Here is an 18,458-nt window from a genome sequence, read left to right as displayed (position 1 = left end):
GGCGACAAAATATGCCGCGAGAAAGCGTTCTAAATCATCCTCTGCATTCTTCCAGGCCCCCAGAAACCGAACCTGGGCATCCTCAGGTTTCCCCTGATCTTCCATGGCCATCCCCTGAAGAAGTTCTTGAATAATCCTATTCTTGGGATCAAACTGATTTTTCATTTTTCACCTCATGTCTCATTGAAGCCTGTAGAACCTGGAAATCGATGTCCACCAAGCCTCTTCAGCTTCTTAAAATTTTCGTCAAGGGCCTCCCCTTGGCCAGTTCATCCACCAGTTTGTCCAGCCAGCGGACCTTCTGCATCAAGGGATCTTCAATGTCCTCCACGCGGACTTTACAAACAACGCCGGTGATGAGATGCGTGTTGGGATTCAGGTTTGGTGCTTCCCCGAAAAATGTTTCATAGTCCACATTTTTTTCGAGTTGCTCCTTTAGACCCGCTTCATCATAGCCGGTCAGCCAGCAGATCACTTCGTCGACCTCAGCTTTGGTGCGCCCTTTGCGTTCCGCTTTCTGGACAAGGAGCGGGTACACGCTGGAAAATGCCATCTTGTATACTCGTTCATAATTCACGGTTTATTCCTCTCTTTCTTCGATTTCTTTCGATGTATTCTGAAGCGATCGCCGATATCTTCGATAGCTTCAGGGATTCAGCTTTTTGGTGAAGCAGATTATTCGATTGGCCTCCGTAAAACCTACCGCCAGGTGAAAGGCAAGACTGTCCTCATTGCCCCATTCGCAGTCGCTGGCAAACTCCTGACACCCTTTCTCTTTCGCCCATGCTTCACAAGCATTAAGGAGTGCTTGGGCCACACCGCTGCGCTGAAAAGACGGATCCACGAAGATCCCCTCGAGATAACCCACAGGCGATGAATCTGTCCCTTCAACATAGTCATGCCGCAGCTGGCACTGGGCAAAACCCATGGGTACTCCTTGCTGAAAGGCAAGAAAAACGGCACACTCCTCATTTTCCAGAAGCCCTGCAAATTCTTCGACTAACTCCTCCGGCGTGTGATGGGGCCATAATCTGCTGGCAAGTTTTGCCACATCCTCCTGATCCTCCAGCATTGCTTTTCGGATCCTAAACGTGTCTTTGCCCTGTTGGTCAGAGGTTTCCCCCGGGAGCCGGAACACCTGATTGGGATAGCCAAACTCCTCCGTCAGCTCCTCCGGTTTGAATCCAAACTTGGCATAGAGCGTTCGAGGTGCCTCCCCTTTGGGATCTTCCTCCCTAAAGGTGGATACGGTGGTGTCTTCCCGATGATTCAGTTCCCCCAGAGCCATCTCCAGTAGCTGGGAAGCGACGCCTAGCCTGTGGTATGCGGGATCCACGGCCAGGAAGCAGATCTTCTGATGGGATTTGGAAAATAGGAGAACACCCATAATTTTCTGGTTATCCTCTGCGCAAATTCCAGCTCCCCCCTTAATAAACTTCAGCACAGTCTCCTGATGCTGGGCTAGGGCCTCTTCGGTCTCCAACCCCGGAAACCCGGGACTTACTTTTCGGACCAATTCCATCCACGGTACAAGATCGCTTTCCGTTCCTTTTCGAAAAATCATCCAAAATTCTCCTCTCCACTTTCCGCTAACGGTTCGCTGAACGACTCTTCTTCTTCTTCTTCTTCTTCTTCTTTATCATCCTCTTCCTGATCATCTTCTTCAACGTCTTCTTCGGTCAAGAGAACCGCTGGAATATACTCACATTCGGGAACCATGCTTTTTATGAGCCGAAAGCAATCCGCAAATCTCTCTCCTGGTACCCAGTAAGTTTCCTTAAACTCGGTTTTGTCGGAAAATATGAGATGAAACTCAATACCTCCAATATCGGTACAGTTTTCCAGCTTAGCACTGTCCAAGACGAGTGGAATCATCGCTTCCACAGCATCAAATCTCATTTTGTAAATGGCGCTGTTTGTTTGATACTTCCATTTTCGCACAGGATTAAGCTCTGAGGGGATTTGCGGTTGATAGTGATAGGAAATCGAATCCGCCGTCAACCGGACGATGTCCTGAAAGGCTTCGTCATCGGTACCATAACCAGAATACCCCTTGATCGTGATGCTCCTGATCTTTGCCATACTTACTCTCCTTTTCCCGGTTAGCGCTGGAGTTTCCATTCTTAGCGGTGCAGCTCATCGCCCTTCAGCGGTTTAACGAGAAACCGCGTCCCAGGCTTACCCGATGAGCACTCCCCCAATCTTCTCCCGGACGAGGTTATTCCCCTTCTGCTTATATTTCAGTATAAGATATCTTCACTGGAAATGCACGGCTTTGCCACACTCGTGGAAAACCCCATTTCATCTTATTCTCCCCATTCAAGGCATGAATAAGCCCTTGAGGCTTGTCCGAAGAAACCTCAAGGGCTGAATGGAAAACTCCGGGGTTAACTTCCTTCTCATCGAAGGAAAGATCAAATCCGGCTAATGCAACGTAGATCCTCTCCAAAAGGTCCTCATATCCTTTAGTTGGAACTGGTCACCCAGTCTGAAGGAATATCATCGGGGGAATGATTCTCCAGTTCTCCAGCCCACTCAAAGGCTTTTTGGGCGATGACCACGGCGATGATCTCGTTGATGACCGCAGCAGCGGCGATGGTTCCTTGAACGATGGCCGCTGAACTCGGATCAAAGGTGTTGAGGCCTGACACTCTCTTTTAAAATGAACTAAACGAGGCAATCTTACATCCTCAAAATAAATATACGACCTTAGCAAGAATGAGGGACGAAAAAGACCCTCCCTGACTCATATATGAGCATCAGGAAGAGTCTTTCTAACCCTTGACTACAATTATTGGATAGGAAACCGGTCACGACGTTATGACCGGAGGATGAAGAAGAACTACCGCCCTTTGGGCATAATGAGAGGTCGCTCGATAAGGCATCCGTTCCTTGAGTTTAGTTTAATGGATCTACTACTACGCTTTAAGCATTCTCTTCAAAATTTTTCCGGATCCATTTTTAGGCAGCTCAGGGATAAACTCAATTTTCTTCGGGAGCTTATAACCGGCCAGATTCTCCTTCAAATACGCCAGTAATTCCCTTGATGTGCATTCTTCGCCGGTTTTAAGGACGATGAATGCTTTCACCATCTCTCCGCGGAGGTTATCAGGAACGCCCACGACTGCGGCCTCTTTTACCTTCGGAAACTGATAGATCACTTCTTCCACTTCCCGAGGATAAACATTTAAGCCACCGGTGATGATCAGATCCTTTTTCCGATCCACAATGTAGAGATAACCCTCGTCGTCTTTCTTTGCCAGATCGCCGGTGTGCAGCCAGCCATTCTTTAGTGCTTCTGCTGTTTCGGTCTCCTTCTTGTAGTATCCCCGCATTACGTTGTCCCCCACGGTGATGAGCTCCCCGACCGTTCCTGCTGGAAGCTCCACATCCTTTTCATCGACAATCTTACACGCAATTCCCTGGAGCGGAACACCGATGGAGCCTACTTTCTGCATCCCATGGAGTGGATTGAAACTGACCACGGGTGAGGCTTCGGTCAAGCCGTATCCTTCGACCACGGGGAGTTTCAGTATATCCTTCGCCTGTCTCAGGACTTCCACCGGCATGGCTGCGCCCCCGGAGATGGCTAAGCGAAGCTTCGGGAAGAGGACACTATTCTTGCAGGCTTCCAGCAGGACCACATACATGGTGGGAACCCCCGCAAAGACCGTCACTTCGTCCTGGATAAAGGATTCCACGATTTCCTTGGGATGAAATTTCTCGAGGATCGTCACGGTGGCACCCGTCCATAAAGGATTCAGCACGCTGACGGTGAATCCAAACACATGGAACATGGGAAGAACACACATGAAGTTATCTTCTGCAGTGGTACTGAAGGCCACCCGGCACTGCTCCGCATTGGTCACCAGATTCTTATGGGTCAGCATGGCCGCTTTCGGCTTTCCGGTGGTCCCGGAGGTATAAAGGAAGGTGGATACCGCATTCTCATCGGAAATCGCTTCAACCTCCACCAGGGGAATTTCCAAGAGATCCTGTTTAAATACTTCATCCAGCACGAACACCTGGAGGTTCAAGAGCTCTTCCAGAGATCCTTGGCTTTGGTTCATGGCTTTTAAAATGGCGGGATGAATCAGCATGAACTTTGCTCCGGAGTCGTCCAATAAGTATCGGATTTCCGTCATGGTCAGCTGCAGGTTCATGGGCACAATGACCGCGCCATTCTTCACGACGCTCAGATAAGAGTAGATGAATTCCGGGGAGTTCGGACAGCTCAAGAGTACCCGATCATCCGCTTTCACGCCCAGCTTTGACAATAGGCTGGCGTACTGATTCACCGCGGTATCCAGTTCGTTATAGGTGATGCAGTTTCCCTTGTATTTAATGGCAATCGAGTTGGGATTGAAGTTATTCTTATAAATACTACCTACCATATTGTCCCCCATATGCTCTAAAATTTACTGTGATACTCAAAATAATACAACAAAAACTCTTCTAGCGCTGTAAAAAGGTTGAGAAAAATTCAAATTTTTCTCAACCCTCTAATTTCTAAGCCGGAAACCCCAGTCTAGGGCAATCCGATCAGCGTATTCTAATCCACCATCGGAAAAACGCTTGGATTATTATCATTGCCTTCGTTTAAATCCATCTCATGGAAATGACTTGGAATTTCTTATTTCAACGATTCCATGAACTGCTCCATTCTCATGGTGATTAGTTCATCCTTCTTCATGGAAAGCAATTCATCCTTGCTTACCCACCTAAAGTCCGATGTTTCGCCATCCTGCAATGCGATCTTTTCTTTATCCCCATCGGTGACACAGAAAAACTCCACATAGATGGAGCGCGTTTCATCGCTGACCACTCTTCCCACTTCTCGCAAGTCGGAAGAGATGATCCCCGTCTCTTCGCGCAGCTCCCTTATGGCACACTGGAGCGGCGTTTCTCCCTGCAAAGCGGATCCTCCAGCTGTGGCTTCCCACATACCACCGTAATACTTACGTGCATCTCTTTGCATCAGTAAATAGGTGCCATCGGCATGCTGCACGAGGATATCGCAGACGAGATGATACACGCCTTCGGGAATTTACTGTCCACGATAAAGCTGAAGATTTTCGTTCAGTTTTAGTTCTACGTTATAGGCATCCCAAATTTCCATCATATTCCTCTCCTAATTACAGACCCATCATGTTTTCGCCATGGGTTAATTTAACATCTTGCATAATACACCTCAATTCAAGAAACTTGAATGACGACTTTGGACGAATGAGCAGACAGCTAGTTTCCCCATGGTCTTCGCGTCTTCCTCGTCCACCCGACATTCTGTTCCCAAAAACGTCGGTCTCAACTTATATCCGATCGGATATATCCTTGATACGACCACCACTAACCGAGAAATGAATCCCGCTGCAGTAACCATCGCAAGATCGCCACAACAGACGAACGAGCTTGATGAGGTTTTACAAGCTCTCATTTTCGAAAGCATAACCTCAGCCTTTGAACTCTCCAAGGATTAAGGTTCCTAAATCCAACCTTGTTCTTTCCAGTAAGTAGCATCCTTCGGAGTCCCCAAACCAGCCTTTTGCATTCTCCCCATCATTTTAAAGATCAGCTTTTGCCGTATCCCCCAGTGAACTCTTTCGTGATTCTTCCTTGCCATTTTCGCGATTTTTTCTGCCTTATGTTCGATTTTTACCTTGATTTCTGGTTTCACTTCCTCCCAGTTCGAAGCAGCTACCACCTCATGAAGACGGTATACTTTGGGAACTCCCCACCAAAACAGCTGTTTTGCAACATGCTTTGTGGCTGTACTCGCACCGAGACCCGCCGTTGTCGAAACTGCTATGGCCACTTTATTTTTCATTCCATCCAGGGGACGATGACTAAACCAGCGATACGCCATATGATCAAAAAAGTTTTTGAGTTGTCCGGTCATCCCCATGCAGTAGTTCGGGGTTTCGACAATAATGATATCTGCTTCATCAAGGGAATGAATGATCGGCTGGATTAAATTCCGGTGTGGACATTTTTCTTCATCTTTTAAAATGCAGGTAAAACAGCCAACGCAGTGAGGGATGTCATTGACAAAAAATTCATGACAAACATCATCCTCTGTCATGAGAAAATCCCGCAATAATCGAGTGGAGTTCCATGTACTGCCATGATGTTTCTGCCCGTGTACAACCGTAATTTTCATTCCTTTACCTCCGACCATATATTTTCGAAAACTGACTGACATGCTTCTTTAATGTTTCCATGGTATCGGATTCCTGTGTTTCATCGTAACTTTCGAGCAGCAAAAATATGGGGGCATAAAATTGAATGGCCACGATCTTTGGATCGGCATCGATAAATTCTCCCAGCTCCATAAGCGTTTTAAAAAGATTGGCCTGATACTCCAATGCGCCATGGATGAAGATCTGCCTAAAGGCATCCCCTGCAATAGAATGATGATACTGCTCCGATGAAATCATTTTGCGAAAAGGGGCAGCAAACTCATCCTTTGCAAAGTACTGGAACAGGCCTCCTGCAATCTGCTGCAGATGTTCTTCGGTGATCCCGACATACTGTTTCGCGGCTTCTTCGGAAGATCCACTGGGAATCGGAATCCTGATGACCGTTTGCTCATAACGATGCTGCATTTCCTCAAGGAGGTGGTTGAAAATCTCTTCCTTGCTTGAAAAATGGTTATAGAGAGATGCAGCTTTAATCCCCACTTTTGCGGCTAATTCGCGCATGGAAACTCCCGCATAGCCCCGTTCAGAAAAAAGTTGAAGTGCAGAATACAGTATTCGTTCTTTCGTCGTCATGGAAAAACCTCCTATTCCTACTCTCTTGGTCTTTCATTTCAAAGATTCCGATTCCAGAATATCAACATCCTGTCCATGAAAATCCAATTTCATGCGTTGCAGTAACTAAAGCAAACTATAGCCAAACAGAAGTTTGCTAAAGAAACGTATGTACTAACAGTTGTTAGTATTATATTAACTAACATCTGTTAGTTTTGTCAATATTAAATAAGTCATTATTTGATGCGATTTCTAGATTACTAGACATGAACAATGGGAGTTGTGTTAAAGACGTTTTAAAGCCCAAAACCTGCTAAGCTTGTCTGTCCGTAAATAGACGGATATCATGACCATAACAACATTGGAGGACGGAAAGAAGCCCTCCCTAACTCACATTTCGACACGAGCATCAGGAAGGGCCTCTTACTAAATTGATTAGCATGGTTATTGTATCAAAGTTTGAACTGGAATGGAATAGCTGTAAAGGCGTTTTTTGTCCGGAGTATGGAGAAGAGCTGCTGCCCCTTGTGCCAGGAAGCGTGTAAGGTGATCGGCAGTCGAAAACGGCAGGGGATCCGGGAAGTTTCACCATGAGTTGCCGGATTTTCTTCGTCGTTTAAGTGCCACAAGAGGATGACGACGGTCAAGTTCGGCTTTCATCTCATCAACTATCGCAAAAAGTGCAGCGTATTATTCCGGAATCATCTTACCGCCCAAAGTGCGTCCGTCTATCGGTTTCATTGTATCTGCCGGGATAAGATAAGAACGTACTTCTCTGACGATACCTTTTATCCGCCCCGCCTCGCAAAGTATACGGACACGACGGTCAGATATGCCCCACCGCTCTGATGCCTGTTTTACCGTAATGTATTGCATCCTCTCACCTCCCCTATCGTAAGCAATTTAACGCAGCATCGGAATAATATCAATGATATTTATGTCGAAACGATACGTATTATTCCGATAATTCGAGGCTGAAATTGTTTGCCCCAGCCTTTCAGCGGTCGATGACCGGCTGAGCAGAATGGGATTGCTCTTCTAAGCCCATCATTTCGACCAAGTCTGGCGCGTCACGACAACGACTTTATTAGCAAAGCAATAATTAGAAGTCAAGCAAGGATGAATCATCAAAAAAGATATCATTGGGGATACATACCTTATGCTTCTCACAAAACATCTTTATAAATTCACTTGTTGGCTCATTGTGCTTCCGATATTCTTCTAAAAGTTCCTTTTTCACTTCTTGTCGTTCCGAATCGGCCTTTTCCCTCTCGATATAGATAATTCCAAACATGATGCCAAAGGAAAAGTATATTTCGTGCAATCCTTCAGTTGATGAAAATGAACTCACTTCGATTTTTTCATCATATACTTCACTAATTTCCATATAGGTGTTCTTATAATGTCGGTCATCTTCAGAGAAAAATCCGGTTACATTTTTCCAAGTATTCATAACTACACTCCTAAGTTTAATTCTCTACCTAATTTGACAATGACTTCTATATGAGGCGTGTTGGGGAAAAGGTCCACAATCTTGGTCTTCTCCACCTGGTAACCTTGATCAATCAGGTACTTTAAATCGATGACCAGGGTCTTTGGGTTACAGGAAACATAGATGATCTCCTTGGCCTGGAAGTCTTTGACATACTCCAGGGCCTTGGGATGGACTCCGCTACGGGGTGGGTCCAGGATGATGAGATCCGGCGCTCCTTCCAGGGTCTGGATCACGTCCTTCACATCCCCCGCCAGAAACTGTACATGGCTCAAGCCGTTGATGGCGGCATTTTCATTGGCAGCAACAACAGCCTCCTCGATGATTTCCACCCCGGTGACTTTTTCCGCACAGTCAGCCACAATCTGACCAATGGTACCCGTACCACAGTAGAGGTCAAAGATTTCCTTCTTCTTTTCCCCGATGAGGGCCTTTACCTCCCGGTAGAGCACCTCTGCGCCTTGGGTATTGGTCTGGAAGAAGGAAAAAGGCGAAATCTTGAAAGTCAGTTCCCCCAGCTTCTCCGTGAGGTAATCCTGGCCATGGAGAATGTTCACCTTCTCCGGAATCACCGCATCGGAAAAACTGTCATTTTCCGTATGGAGGAGGGACACCAGTTTCTCTTCCAAGGCAAGGCTGAGGAGGCCATCCCGGTACTCCGCAAGATCAAAATCCAGCTGCGTGGTGGTCACCAGGTTCACCATGAGCTCTCCGGTGTTCATTCCCCTACGGATGATCAGGTTTCGCAGGTAGCCTTCCTTGCGCATGACGCGATAGTAAGGCAGGTTGTTCTTTCGGCAGTACGCAATGGTGTAGTCATGGATTTTTCGAAAATCCTCCGAGACCAGAAGACATCCAGAGGTATTAATCACGGAGTTCTTCATTCCCCGGAAATGCATCCCCAGGTTGAGCTCCCCGTCCTTTACCTCATCCCCAAAGGTGTACTCCATCTTGTTTCGGTAGCCGTACTGCTCCCTCGATCCCGTCATGCCCAGATACTCCCCCAAAGGAACATCATTCTGCTTAAAGAGCTTCTTCACCTCTTCCTCTTTGAACTGCCGCTGCTTCTCTAAGGGGATCTGCTGGCTGATGCAGCCGCCGCAGCGTCCAAAGTGGGGACAGGGGGCCTCCACGGCATACTCTGCTTCCGAGGTCCGTCCCTGGAATCTTCCCTTGGCCCTGTCCTGGCGGATCTCATAGGCTTTGGCGGAAACCGTCTCCCCCACAAAGGCGCCCTTGATCTTTACCCGTTTTCCCTCCAAAAACCCGATGCCTGTGGCAGGAAAACTATGGTCCTCTATTTTCACTTCAATTAATTCATTTCTTTTCAACGTTCATCACTCTCCTTCCTGATGATACCAGAATCCCCGGAAAAACTGAAGAAAATCTCCGTTCTCCCCGGGAGGGATCCCTTTCGCTCCCCATGGATTATGCTATAATTAGCCTTATGAACTTTATTAAAGAAAACGAGGACTGATTATGGATATTCGACTGCTGTTTCTTTGCGCTGCCGGTTTTGTGGGTGCCTTTGTGGACTCCATCGCCGGTGGAGGGGGCCTGGTGACCATCCCCGCCTATCTTCTGGCTGGCGTTCCGCCCCACTTCACCTTAGGCACCAACAAATTTGCCGCCACCATGGGATCTTTTGTTTCCACGGCGGGGTATGCCCGTTCCAGCAAAATTAACTTCCGCCTCTTGCGCACGGCGGTTCCCCTCACGGCCCTGGGAGCAGCTTTAGGGGTTTACTCCGTCCTTCGGGTTCCCCAGGACTTCCTTTACCCTTTGGTGAGCATCGCCATCCTGGCTGTGGGCCTCTATACCTACTTCAAGAAGGATCTGGGGCAGGTCAACGGCTTCACGGAAATTACCACAAAGAAGATCCTCCTGGTGTCCCTGGTGGGCTTTGCTTTAGGTTTCTATGACGGTTTCTTCGGACCGGGCACGGGTTCCTTCCTCATCTTCATCTTCATCCGAGCCTTCAAGTTCGACTTCACCAACGCTTCGGGTAACGCCAAGCTCATTAACTTCACCTCGAACTTTACGTCCCTTCTGATGTTTGCCTTCAACGGGAAGATCGACTATCTCCTGGGGGTTCCCATTGCCCTCTTCATGGTATTGGGCTCCTTCATGGGCACGAAGCTGGCCATTCGCAATGGCGCCAAGTTCATCAAGCCCATCTTTCTCATCATGTCCTTTGCCGTATTCGGAAAGCTCCTCTACGGCATGCTGTTCTAGAAAAAACCTCCAAGCCTGTTCAGGAAGCGGCTCCCCATGGGGTAAGCACATCCTCGGCTTGGAGGTTTATTTTTTTGCTCTTTACTTGTCCTGTTTCGGTTTCTTCTCTCGTTTCAGCTCTGCCATGGCTGAGCTTTGAAGAAACCAGCGAAGCTCTAACGTATCCAGCTCCCCGCTTCGGGAGAGAAACGCCGCTGCGGAGCCTTTGCCGTAAGGCAGGGAAATCCCCGTAAGTTTTCGGGTCCAGTTCCCCAAATGGGGCTCATGACCCACCACAAAGATCCAGGGCTCTGGCTCCTGTGGCAGTTCTTCCACCAGCATCCGGAAGGTTTCCAGATCCCCCGTGGCAATGCAGGGAATCTCTTCCACCTGTCCCGTTCCCAGGACCTCCTGGAGAATCTCCGCGCTTTCCACAGCCCGAACCAAGGGGCTGGACCAAATGAGGGGCCTCTCCCCTTCCGTGAGAAGAGGCAGGATTCCCTTCAGGGCTTTGCGGAGCTTTTTCTTTCCTTTCTCCGTGAGATGCCGGGAAGCGTCCTGGCCGTCGGCCGACACCCCTTCTGCGATGCCGTGCCGGATCAATATCACATGCAGTGCCATAAACTCCCTCCTTCTCAACTTTATGGGGATAGGATCACCAAAAGGTTCATTTCCCTCTACTTCTTCGTGCCTTCCCAGTCCTTCAGGAAACGCTCAATGCCCTGGTCCGTCAGGGGATGCTTCAGGGAATCCATGATGACCTTAAAGGGGATGGTGGCGATATCGGAACCGGCAGTGGCCGCCTGGGCCAAATGGTTGCGGTTTCGGATGCTGGCGGCGATGACTTCTGTTTTGATGCCATAGTTCTTGAAGATGAACATGATCTCCTCAATGAGCTCCATGCCTTCCAGCCCGATGTCGTCCAGTCTGCCTACAAAGGGAGAGACATAGGCAGCGCCGGCTTTGGCGGCAGCCAGGGCTTGGGTGGAGGAGAACACCAGGGTCACGTTGACCTTGATGCCCTTTTTGCTCAGCTGGGAGGTGGCTTTAATGCCTTCCGCAGTCATGGGAACCTTGATCACCACATTGGGGTGGATCTTCACCAGCTCCAGAGCTTCCTTCACCATGCCCTCGGCCTCCAGAGAGACCACTTCAGCGCTGATGGGGCCGTCGACGATCTCGGTGATTTCCTTGATTACTTCTTCAAAGACTCTTCCCTCCTTGGCAATGAGCGAAGGGTTGGTGGTGACGCCATCGATGATGCCCAAGGCCGCAGCCTGGCGGATTTCTTCCACATTGGCGGTGTCGATAAAGTACTTCATAAAATTGACTCCTCCTTAATATACGGTTTTGCTTTTTCCATAATTGTATGACAACTTCATCGTACCATAATCCTACGGGGAACTCGACGAAGTTGTGCTTACAAGTTTTCAGGATTTTCCTTCTTCTCCTGCAAAAGCCTGGCCAGCATGTCCATGAGCTGATCCGTGCTCCGGTAATGGTAGCTTTCCATCCCCAATGCCTTGGCCTCTTCCACATTGGGCAGCGTATCATCCACAAAGAGGCATTCTTCGGGCTTTAGCCCATACCGCTGAAAGAGCGTTTCATAGATCCCTCTGCCCGGTTTCACCTGCTTCACCTCATAGGAGATCACCTGACCGTCAAAGAGGGAGAACCAGTCATACTGGGTAACGGTGTTGAGGTAGCCCCGCTTTGGATAATTGGAAAGGGCGTATAGCTGATACCCCATATCCTTAAACCGCCGAAGGAAAAAGACCGAGGCGCTCATCTCTTCAATGACCGTATATTCCCAGGTGGTGAAGAGGGTTTTAACGTCCTCCTTCCACTGGGGAAGCCTGTTCTCCATCCTTATCAAAGCTTCCTCTTCTGTAATTTTCCCTTCATCCAGGAGTTTCCACTCTTCCGATCGGAAGATCCCCCAGTACAGGGTCTCTGCCACCGTAAAGTCCTCATAGGTTTTCAGAAGATACGCCATGGGATCAAAGCGTAGCAGCACATTGCCCAAGTCAAACACAACATTACGAATCATTTCTTTTCCTGCCTTTCCTATTTTGTCGATTTTCTCATGTACAGCATTCTTTCCGGTAGACCGCCACCAGGTGCTCCACCTCTTCGGCATGGACCGGATGGTTCACATTGCTGCTTCTCACCCCGGTGCCCACATGGAGATCAAAGTGTCCCCCATTGGGATCATCCCCGCTTAAGGCATATTCCAGCTCATTGCGGATGGCACTGAGATTTCCCGCATGGATGCCGCTGGCCACAATGATCCGGAGATCTCCGGAATTCCTGATGAGGTTCTTCAGGACGTCCAGGTGATCCTCCGCTTTCCCCTCACCACCGGAGGTCAGCACATGGGTAATGGCGGATAAACTTTTCAGACGCTCAAGCGATGCCCTAAGGTCTGCACTTTCATCGATGGCCCGATGGAAGGTCACGGTGAGCTGCGTGTCTTTCAGAAGCCTTTCCATGGCTCCCATATCCGGAAGCCCGTCCTCATCGAGGATCCCCAGGACCACGTGTTTCACCCCTAGCTTCTCCATGGTCAGCACATCTTCACGCATGATCTCCAGATCCTCTGGAGAATAGCGAAAATGACGGCTGTGGGGTCGAATCATGACATTCACCGGGATGCTCACCGCACTGAGTACTGCTTTGACGAGGCCTACACTGGGCGTGAGTCCGCCCTCTCCCAGGGACTGGATCAGCTCAATCCGGTTCCCGCCCATTCGTTCAATGGTAAGGGCATCCTCCAGGGACTGCGCGATAATTTCCAGCATGTTTGATTCCCTCCTTCACTTTGAGTTCTAACTTCAGTATAGCCTCTTTTTCCCGCCTGTACCCCACCTTCCTGTTAACTTTCTATGACCGGAACTCATTTCTCCATATTTCACTGAAAACCGGCATATTCTATCGTTATCTTCGCTTTCAAACGGTTATGGTTACCAATCGTTCGTTTTTGTACGTTATCTCCATTTATCCCTTCCTCTTTTGATTGCCTTCTCCCGGAGATGGGATAAAATGAAGGCAAGAGAGGTTCTCTCGAAATCCGATTAGGAGGTGTCTTATGCGAAACCGTATGCTGAAAGGACTGCTTCCCTTCGAAGAGCTCATGCCCAGTCTTGCCTGGGATTATCCCGGGATTGTTCCCCGAAAGATGTTCAAGGTGGACGTGAAAGAAACGGAGAAAGGGTATCTCATCCATGCCGATCTGGCGGGTTACCGAAAAGAGGACATTACCGTGGAGTACAAAGAGAAATATCTCGTCATCACTGCGGTGCGGGAAGATTCCAAGGAGGAGGTCCGGGAAAACTATATCCTTCGGGAACGCTCCAGCGGACAGGTCCAGCGAAGCTTCTATGTGGAGAATGTCGATGAGGAACAGGTGAATGTTTCCTTCCACGATGGCGTGCTCACTGTGGATCTGCCGAGAAAACGTCTGGAGGAAGGCGAAAGCCGAAAGTTTAATATTCGTTGAAGGAACTGCAGTCAGGGAAGGACGGTCCCGTTCTTCCCTTTTCTTCTCGCCAAAGGGTTCTGGGGTAAGGCCTCAGCACCGCATATGAAAAGGAGGACGATTATGGATTTGGGATTGGAGGGAAAAGTTGCCCTCGTCATTGCCTCCAGCCAGGGGCTGGGAAAAGCCTGTGCCCGGGAACTGGTGAAGGAAGGCTGCCACGTGATGCTCACCAGCCGAAATGAAGAAAAACTTGAAGCCGCAGCCAGGGAACTGGCAGAGCTTCACCGGGGACGCGTGTCCCACTGGGTCTGCGACATTACGAAGCCCCAGGCCATTCGGGAGCTGGTGAAGTACACCCATAAGGTCTACGGAAAAATCGACATTCTCATCAACAATTCCGGCGGTCCCCCTACGGGAACCTTCGATGACCTCACCGATGAGGACTGGATGGAATCTTTTCAGCTTAACCTTTTAAGCTACATCCGGATCATCCGGGAAACCCTTCCCTACCTCAAAGCCAAAGGCGGGCGCATTGTGAACCTGGCCTCCATTTCCGTGAAAACACCGCTGCCCGGACTCATCCTCTCCAACACCTTCCGCAGCGGGGTGGTGGGACTCTCGAAAACCCTGGCGGAGGAACTGGCCCCCTACCAGATCCTCGTCAATGTGGTGGCCCCGGGTCAAATTGCCACGGACCGGATCAAGTCCCTCAACGCCGACAAAGCCCGCCGACTGGAACTCCCATTGGAGACTGTGGAGAAGGATGCCCTGGGAAAAATTCCCTTAGGGAGGTACGGCACCCCGGAGGAGTTTGGTAAAGCCGTGGCGTTCCTCGTCTCGGAAGCCAATACCTACATCACGGGAAGCACCCTGCTATTGGATGGCGGCATGGCCAAAGTCCTCTAATTCAGTTATTTACGGAACTAAAAAGGCATGACCCCTTCGGATCACGCCTTCAGAGCCTCGCTTTACCGAGGCTCTTTTCTTTTCTCTTTACTCTTCCATCCGGTGATCTTTGTGCCCAAAAAGCCTTCTGCGCTTCTTGTTGCCCACCTTCACCCAAAGTTTCCGTTCATTTTTTTCCCGATACAGTTTGACCCCAAACATGGAAAGCGGTGTCCAAATCTCACTGAATGAATACCATGGCATAGGAATTCCCCCTGATGTTTTGTATATTCTTTCTTTCTTTAGCACGTATAACATCATGGTGATCAAAGAATGATTATTAATAAATAATATAAATCACAAAATATATCCTGATTGACCTTGATTGATAATTCTTGACTTACACCGTTACTGTACTATCCACACATATGTTATATCATACCACATTTTTCAAAAATCGCCATATTTTTCGACGGCTTTTCGGAAAAATATGAATCTCATGATTTACGCCCCAGAAAAACCGATCTCATTTGTCAAACCGCCCTAGATTTCGACATACAGGATTCCATTTTATAACACCAAAACTAATAAAGTATCATTTAAATTAAAAAGTGATATCAACTAAAAATACCTCCTTTCTCGAAAGAAAGAAGGTGTTCATTTTATTTCCAAAGCTTGGACAGCCAGGACTTATTCTTTTTAACGGGACTGTGCTCTTCCCAGGGAAGATAGTCCAAGATCTCCGGGACTTCCCCATGAATCAGGGAAGGACCTGACTCCAGAAGAAAGGTGTGGAGCTGTGGATTAAGTTTATGAATCCGGTCATAGGCGTAGCGGATACGGGTATTGCGGCTGGTGTCATTGTGGCCGTCGGAACCCACAGCATGGATCAGATTCTTCTCGATGAGCTTTTCCGCAAAAACTCTCGTCTTTTCCCCAAAATGCCCCTGAAGGCTGCCCGCATTGAGCTGGCAGAGCACCCCCAGATCAATGAGGTGGTACACTTTCTCCGGATCATTGCGCAGCATGCGGTTCCGTTCCGGATGGGCCAGAATCACCTGATACCCGAGTTTTCGCAGATCATAGAACAGTTTTTCCGAATAGAGCGGGTAATCCAGGAGATCGAACTCCACCAGGAGGGTTTTGGAACGGTTATAGCCGAAGAGCCTCCCGCTCTGGAGCTTTTCGAGGAGGTGGGGTTCCACCATGATCTCCATGGCTGGGACCAGCTCCATCCGTCCCTCAAAGTGCTGCTTCAGCCGTTCGAACTTCTCCTCATACTCCTTGGGATCCACTTCAAACTGGCCGGGTACATGGTGAGGTGTCAGCGCCATGACGGTTACGCCCTCCCGGAGGGACAGTTCCACCATGCTGACGGACATCTCAAAGCTTTCGCTGCCGTCATCCACGGCATAAAGAATATGGGAATGAAAATCCACCATGGGTTTTCTCTCCTTCCGTTATTAATCTTGAAGAAAAGAAGCTAAAGACGAGTCTTCAGCTTCTTCGATTTCTTACTTGACCTTGCGGGTTCGCTTCTTTTCATCATAGGAATAATAGTAGTAGCTGCTGTCATCCTCAGGGATGCCGTTGAGCACTACGCCAATGATGTTTCCATTGACCTTTTCCAGAAGCTCCTTGGCGCGGGTGATCTCTTCCTTCTTGGTAACCCCATGATAGGAGACAATGATCGTGCCATCGGAGAGGGTGGTCAGCACCTGGGCGTCGGTGACGGCCAGAAGCGGCGGCGCATCCAGGATGATCACATCATAGCGGGTCTTCAGCTCTTCCATGAGCTTCAGATTCTTCTTGCTCCCCAGAAGCTCCGAAGGGTTGGGGGGAATGGCACCGCTGGTGATGATATCGAGACCGGGAACCACATCTTTATGAAGGATCTCCGGTAAAAGGTCAGGATTCATGACCGCATTCACCATGCCCATGGAGTTGGGAAGGCGGAAAACCTTATGGATGGTGGGACGTCTTAAGTCGCAGTCAATGAGGAGCACGCTGTTGCCATTGTCGGCAAAGGTGATGGCCAGGTTTGACGAGACTGTGGACTTCCCCTCTTCCGGTCGGGAGGAGGTCACCGTGATGACCTTCAGTTCCTTATCCAGGGATGAGAACTGGATATTGGTTCTCAAGGTACGATAGGCTTCGGCCGTCACTGACTTCTTATCCGTTATGGTGATCAGGTTATTTTTCATCGGTTCCTCCAATTATTGAACAATTGCCTTGCATTGATTTTCTTCTACTCAATAAAACATTATACCATAAATTTTGCAATTGTGTTGTAATTTCACATATTCAATCATGCTTTTTGGATATATAGATAAATCCGTATAACCATGAATTCCCTCGCCCAGGCTCAGTTCAAAGGCTTAGGACTCCCTTCACCCAATAAATCTAACGTTTTGTCGAGCTTTCTTTGGAGCGAAATTAGGTTAACCATCCTTTCGTCTTCATCATTATCGCCCAGACCGTCATTTTTATTCCCCCCGTGAAAAAGAGCGGATCATCCGTTTTTTTTTGGATCACCCGCTCTTTTCATTCTACTCTTCCCCGTAGAGGAACTCATGGAGAAGAGTCTTATTCTTTTCCAGATCGATGGTCACCACACTGCGGCCATCTTTATTGGCATACTTCCAGGTGTTGTCGAAGGGCACCCGGGCCTGCTGAACGGTATACCCGCCTGCGCCGAGGATTTCCATCCCCAGGGTAAACACTGTATTGGGGGAGATATTCGTATCCACAAACTTCAGGGTTTCCGTGACAAAGGACGCCAGCTTCACCGGATTCAGGGAGGCCTTCATCTTCACCAGGATCGCCAGCATCACATCCCGCTGACGACGGGTTCGGCCGAAATCCCCATCACCGGTCTTCCGGTTTCGGCTGTGGGTGAGCGCCTGGTCTCCGTTAAGGAGCTGCTTGCCTTCCACCAGTTTCAGCGGATTCTTGGGATTGGCCGCATTGATCATCTTGATCTCCTGCAAGGTGAGATTCACTTCCACCCCGCCCAGGCTGTCCACGATGTTTTTCAGCCCTTCGAACTCCACAATGGCATAGTTTTGGATGTCCAGTCCGAAGTTCTCGTTGACGGTGTTCACGGAGAGACCGATTCCCCCATAGGCAAAGGCGGCATTGATGCGGTTCCAGCCCTTGTTGGGAATGGCCACCCAGGTATCTCGCATGAAGGAGGTGATTTTGATGTCATGGGTCTTCCGGTTGTAGGACACCAGCATCATGCTGTCGGAGCGGCCGTTGCCTTCTTCATTGTCCCGGACATCGCTGCCCACCATGAGGATATTGAACACATCCTCATCGATGGTCACCTGCTTGTAGATGGCTTCATTGCCCGGGGTTTCCACATCATAGACATAGTCTTCATCCAGATCCCCCGGTGTCTCCACCACGGGATCCAGCTCCTCCGGTTCCGCCAGAATAATCTGGGGTTTGGCGATGAAGTCTGCCATGGTTTTATTCAGGGAGTGGAGTTTCAGATAAAGCAGTCCAACGGAGATGAGTACGATGGCGACGAGGCCAAGGAGCACTCCCGCGATACTGAATTTTATTCGTTTCTTGTTTTTCTGATCCATGGGTCGTCACCTTACTTTCTCATTGTTGTCTTTATCCTAAACCA

General features: G+C 48.9%; 23 protein-coding genes. 3 read left to right on the top strand and 20 right to left on the bottom strand.

The features are described from left to right. Positions 1-226: 226 nt before the first annotated feature. From KCG48_RS02200 to rlmD, 12 genes are all read right to left on the bottom strand, one after another. Positions 227-553, bottom strand: coding sequence for a DUF2200 domain-containing protein (locus tag KCG48_RS02200; protein WP_230976974.1), 327 nt, complete (start codon positions 551-553; stop codon positions 227-229). A 93-nt stretch (positions 554-646) separates the two neighbouring features. Further along, positions 647-1,564 (bottom strand): aminoglycoside 6'-N-acetyltransferase, encoded by a 918-nt coding sequence (aac(6'), locus tag KCG48_RS14955; protein ID WP_211799658.1) that lies wholly within the window; start codon positions 1,562-1,564, stop codon positions 647-649. Then, positions 1,561-2,082, bottom strand: coding sequence for a hypothetical protein (locus tag KCG48_RS02190; protein WP_211799657.1), 522 nt, complete (start codon positions 2,080-2,082; stop codon positions 1,561-1,563). Before KCG48_RS02190 ends, aac(6') begins: the two co-directional genes overlap by 4 nt. 151 nt (positions 2,083-2,233) lie before the next feature. After that, positions 2,234-2,449 (bottom strand): hypothetical protein, encoded by a 216-nt coding sequence (locus KCG48_RS02185; RefSeq protein ID WP_211799656.1) that lies wholly within the window; start codon positions 2,447-2,449, stop codon positions 2,234-2,236. Between the two features lie 16 nt (positions 2,450-2,465). Beyond that, on the bottom strand, positions 2,466-2,651 hold the full coding sequence (locus KCG48_RS02180) for a hypothetical protein (protein WP_211799838.1): 186 nt from the start codon (positions 2,649-2,651) through the stop codon (positions 2,466-2,468). A gap of 267 nt (positions 2,652-2,918) precedes the next feature. After that, a complete protein-coding gene (locus tag KCG48_RS02175) occupies positions 2,919-4,394 on the bottom strand; it encodes a long-chain-fatty-acid--CoA ligase (RefSeq protein WP_211799655.1) in 1,476 nt (491 codons plus the stop codon). A gap of 239 nt (positions 4,395-4,633) precedes the next feature. After that, complete coding sequence (locus KCG48_RS02170) at positions 4,634-5,035, bottom strand: NUDIX hydrolase (protein ID WP_331000364.1); 402 nt, start codon at positions 5,033-5,035, stop codon at positions 4,634-4,636. 447 nt (positions 5,036-5,482) lie between these two features. After that, positions 5,483-6,157, bottom strand: coding sequence for a flavodoxin family protein (locus tag KCG48_RS02165; protein WP_211799654.1), 675 nt, complete (start codon positions 6,155-6,157; stop codon positions 5,483-5,485). Between the two features lie 4 nt (positions 6,158-6,161). Continuing rightward, positions 6,162-6,770, bottom strand: a complete 609-nt coding sequence (locus tag KCG48_RS02160) for a TetR/AcrR family transcriptional regulator (RefSeq protein ID WP_211799653.1) — start codon at positions 6,768-6,770, stop codon at positions 6,162-6,164. Positions 6,771-7,439: 669 nt separating this feature from the next. After that, entirely contained in the window at positions 7,440-7,625 is a 186-nt protein-coding gene (locus tag KCG48_RS02155) for a MerR family transcriptional regulator (protein ID WP_211799652.1), read from the bottom strand. A gap of 226 nt (positions 7,626-7,851) precedes the next feature. Further along, on the bottom strand, positions 7,852-8,202 hold the full coding sequence (locus KCG48_RS02150; protein ID WP_211799651.1) for a hypothetical protein: 351 nt from the start codon (positions 8,200-8,202) through the stop codon (positions 7,852-7,854). A gap of 2 nt (positions 8,203-8,204) precedes the next feature. Beyond that, positions 8,205-9,572: a 23S rRNA (uracil(1939)-C(5))-methyltransferase RlmD gene (rlmD, locus tag KCG48_RS02145; RefSeq protein ID WP_211799650.1), complete on the bottom strand. Its 1,368-nt coding sequence runs from the start codon at positions 9,570-9,572 to the stop codon at positions 8,205-8,207. A 148-nt stretch (positions 9,573-9,720) separates the two neighbouring features. Between rlmD and KCG48_RS02140 the strand changes: the two genes are divergently transcribed. Further along, positions 9,721-10,476 carry a sulfite exporter TauE/SafE family protein gene (locus KCG48_RS02140; RefSeq protein WP_211799649.1) on the top strand — a complete coding sequence of 252 codons (756 nt, stop codon included), beginning with the start codon at positions 9,721-9,723 and terminating at the stop codon, positions 10,474-10,476. Positions 10,477-10,557: 81 nt separating this feature from the next. On the opposite strand, the gene KCG48_RS02135 is transcribed toward KCG48_RS02140, so the two are convergent. The 4 genes from KCG48_RS02135 to KCG48_RS02120 all read right to left on the bottom strand — a co-directional run bounded on the left by KCG48_RS02135 (position 10,558) and on the right by KCG48_RS02120 (position 13,256). After that, positions 10,558-11,076: a SixA phosphatase family protein gene (locus tag KCG48_RS02135; protein WP_211799648.1), complete on the bottom strand. Its 519-nt coding sequence runs from the start codon at positions 11,074-11,076 to the stop codon at positions 10,558-10,560. 56 nt (positions 11,077-11,132) lie between these two features. Then, on the bottom strand, positions 11,133-11,777 hold the full coding sequence (gene fsa / locus KCG48_RS02130; protein ID WP_211799647.1) for a fructose-6-phosphate aldolase: 645 nt from the start codon (positions 11,775-11,777) through the stop codon (positions 11,133-11,135). A gap of 98 nt (positions 11,778-11,875) precedes the next feature. Then, positions 11,876-12,505, bottom strand: coding sequence for an HAD family hydrolase (locus KCG48_RS02125; protein ID WP_211799646.1), 630 nt, complete (start codon positions 12,503-12,505; stop codon positions 11,876-11,878). 34 nt (positions 12,506-12,539) lie between these two features. Then, on the bottom strand, positions 12,540-13,256 hold the full coding sequence (locus KCG48_RS02120; RefSeq protein ID WP_211799645.1) for a copper homeostasis protein CutC: 717 nt from the start codon (positions 13,254-13,256) through the stop codon (positions 12,540-12,542). A gap of 287 nt (positions 13,257-13,543) precedes the next feature. Between KCG48_RS02120 and KCG48_RS02115 the strand changes: the two genes are divergently transcribed. Together KCG48_RS02115 and KCG48_RS02110 are read left to right on the top strand one after the other, a co-directional pair. After that, a complete protein-coding gene (locus KCG48_RS02115) occupies positions 13,544-13,954 on the top strand; it encodes an Hsp20/alpha crystallin family protein (protein WP_211799644.1) in 411 nt (136 codons plus the stop codon). A gap of 102 nt (positions 13,955-14,056) precedes the next feature. Continuing rightward, positions 14,057-14,842 carry an SDR family oxidoreductase gene (locus tag KCG48_RS02110; protein WP_211799643.1) on the top strand — a complete coding sequence of 262 codons (786 nt, stop codon included), beginning with the start codon at positions 14,057-14,059 and terminating at the stop codon, positions 14,840-14,842. Between the two features lie 87 nt (positions 14,843-14,929). Here the strand turns inward: KCG48_RS02110 and KCG48_RS02105 are convergent, their stop codons facing one another. The 4 genes from KCG48_RS02105 to KCG48_RS02090 all read right to left on the bottom strand — a co-directional run bounded on the left by KCG48_RS02105 (position 14,930) and on the right by KCG48_RS02090 (position 18,414). Continuing rightward, complete coding sequence (locus KCG48_RS02105) at positions 14,930-15,085, bottom strand: hypothetical protein (protein ID WP_211799642.1); 156 nt, start codon at positions 15,083-15,085, stop codon at positions 14,930-14,932. Between the two features lie 398 nt (positions 15,086-15,483). Further along, a complete protein-coding gene (locus tag KCG48_RS02100; protein ID WP_211799641.1) occupies positions 15,484-16,263 on the bottom strand; it encodes a tyrosine-protein phosphatase in 780 nt (259 codons plus the stop codon). Positions 16,264-16,335: 72 nt separating this feature from the next. Next, positions 16,336-17,025 carry a CpsD/CapB family tyrosine-protein kinase gene (locus tag KCG48_RS02095; RefSeq protein ID WP_211799640.1) on the bottom strand — a complete coding sequence of 230 codons (690 nt, stop codon included), beginning with the start codon at positions 17,023-17,025 and terminating at the stop codon, positions 16,336-16,338. A gap of 345 nt (positions 17,026-17,370) precedes the next feature. Beyond that, the gene (locus KCG48_RS02090; RefSeq protein ID WP_211799639.1) at positions 17,371-18,414 is read right to left on the bottom strand and encodes an LCP family protein; all 1,044 of its coding nucleotides are present in this window, start codon (positions 18,412-18,414) and stop codon (positions 17,371-17,373) included. Positions 18,415-18,458: the final 44 nt, after the last annotated feature.

The organism is Proteiniclasticum sediminis, from assembly GCF_018128025.1.
GTDB lineage: Bacteria > Bacillota > Clostridia > Clostridiales > Clostridiaceae > Proteiniclasticum > Proteiniclasticum sediminis.
Note: the sequence above shows the minus strand (reverse complement) of the source record. Positions and strands in the feature narration are given on the sequence as shown.

Coding starts and splice junctions, on each gene's coding strand:
- KCG48_RS02165 (WP_211799654.1), bottom strand. CDS start 6,157: ATGAAAATTACGGTTGTACACGGGCAGAAACATCATGGCAGTACATGG.
- fsa (WP_211799647.1), bottom strand. CDS start 11,777: ATGAAGTACTTTATCGACACCGCCAATGTGGAAGAAATCCGCCAGGCT.
- KCG48_RS02105 (WP_211799642.1), bottom strand. CDS start 15,085: ATGCCATGGTATTCATTCAGTGAGATTTGGACACCGCTTTCCATGTTT.
- KCG48_RS02115 (WP_211799644.1), top strand. CDS start 13,544: ATGCGAAACCGTATGCTGAAAGGACTGCTTCCCTTCGAAGAGCTCATG.
- KCG48_RS02100 (WP_211799641.1), bottom strand. CDS start 16,263: ATGGTGGATTTTCATTCCCATATTCTTTATGCCGTGGATGACGGCAGC.
- KCG48_RS02090 (WP_211799639.1), bottom strand. CDS start 18,414: ATGGATCAGAAAAACAAGAAACGAATAAAATTCAGTATCGCGGGAGTG.
- KCG48_RS02160 (WP_211799653.1), bottom strand. CDS start 6,770: ATGACGACGAAAGAACGAATACTGTATTCTGCACTTCAACTTTTTTCT.
- KCG48_RS02155 (WP_211799652.1), bottom strand. CDS start 7,625: ATGCAATACATTACGGTAAAACAGGCATCAGAGCGGTGGGGCATATCT.
- KCG48_RS02125 (WP_211799646.1), bottom strand. CDS start 12,505: ATGATTCGTAATGTTGTGTTTGACTTGGGCAATGTGCTGCTACGCTTT.
- KCG48_RS02140 (WP_211799649.1), top strand. CDS start 9,721: ATGGATATTCGACTGCTGTTTCTTTGCGCTGCCGGTTTTGTGGGTGCC.
- KCG48_RS02190 (WP_211799657.1), bottom strand. CDS start 2,082: ATGGCAAAGATCAGGAGCATCACGATCAAGGGGTATTCTGGTTATGGT.
- KCG48_RS02200 (WP_230976974.1), bottom strand. CDS start 553: ATGGCATTTTCCAGCGTGTACCCGCTCCTTGTCCAGAAAGCGGAACGC.
- KCG48_RS02175 (WP_211799655.1), bottom strand. CDS start 4,394: ATGGTAGGTAGTATTTATAAGAATAACTTCAATCCCAACTCGATTGCC.
- KCG48_RS02110 (WP_211799643.1), top strand. CDS start 14,057: ATGGATTTGGGATTGGAGGGAAAAGTTGCCCTCGTCATTGCCTCCAGC.
- KCG48_RS02150 (WP_211799651.1), bottom strand. CDS start 8,202: ATGAATACTTGGAAAAATGTAACCGGATTTTTCTCTGAAGATGACCGA.
- KCG48_RS02120 (WP_211799645.1), bottom strand. CDS start 13,256: ATGCTGGAAATTATCGCGCAGTCCCTGGAGGATGCCCTTACCATTGAA.
- KCG48_RS02095 (WP_211799640.1), bottom strand. CDS start 17,025: ATGAAAAATAACCTGATCACCATAACGGATAAGAAGTCAGTGACGGCC.
- KCG48_RS02135 (WP_211799648.1), bottom strand. CDS start 11,076: ATGGCACTGCATGTGATATTGATCCGGCACGGCATCGCAGAAGGGGTG.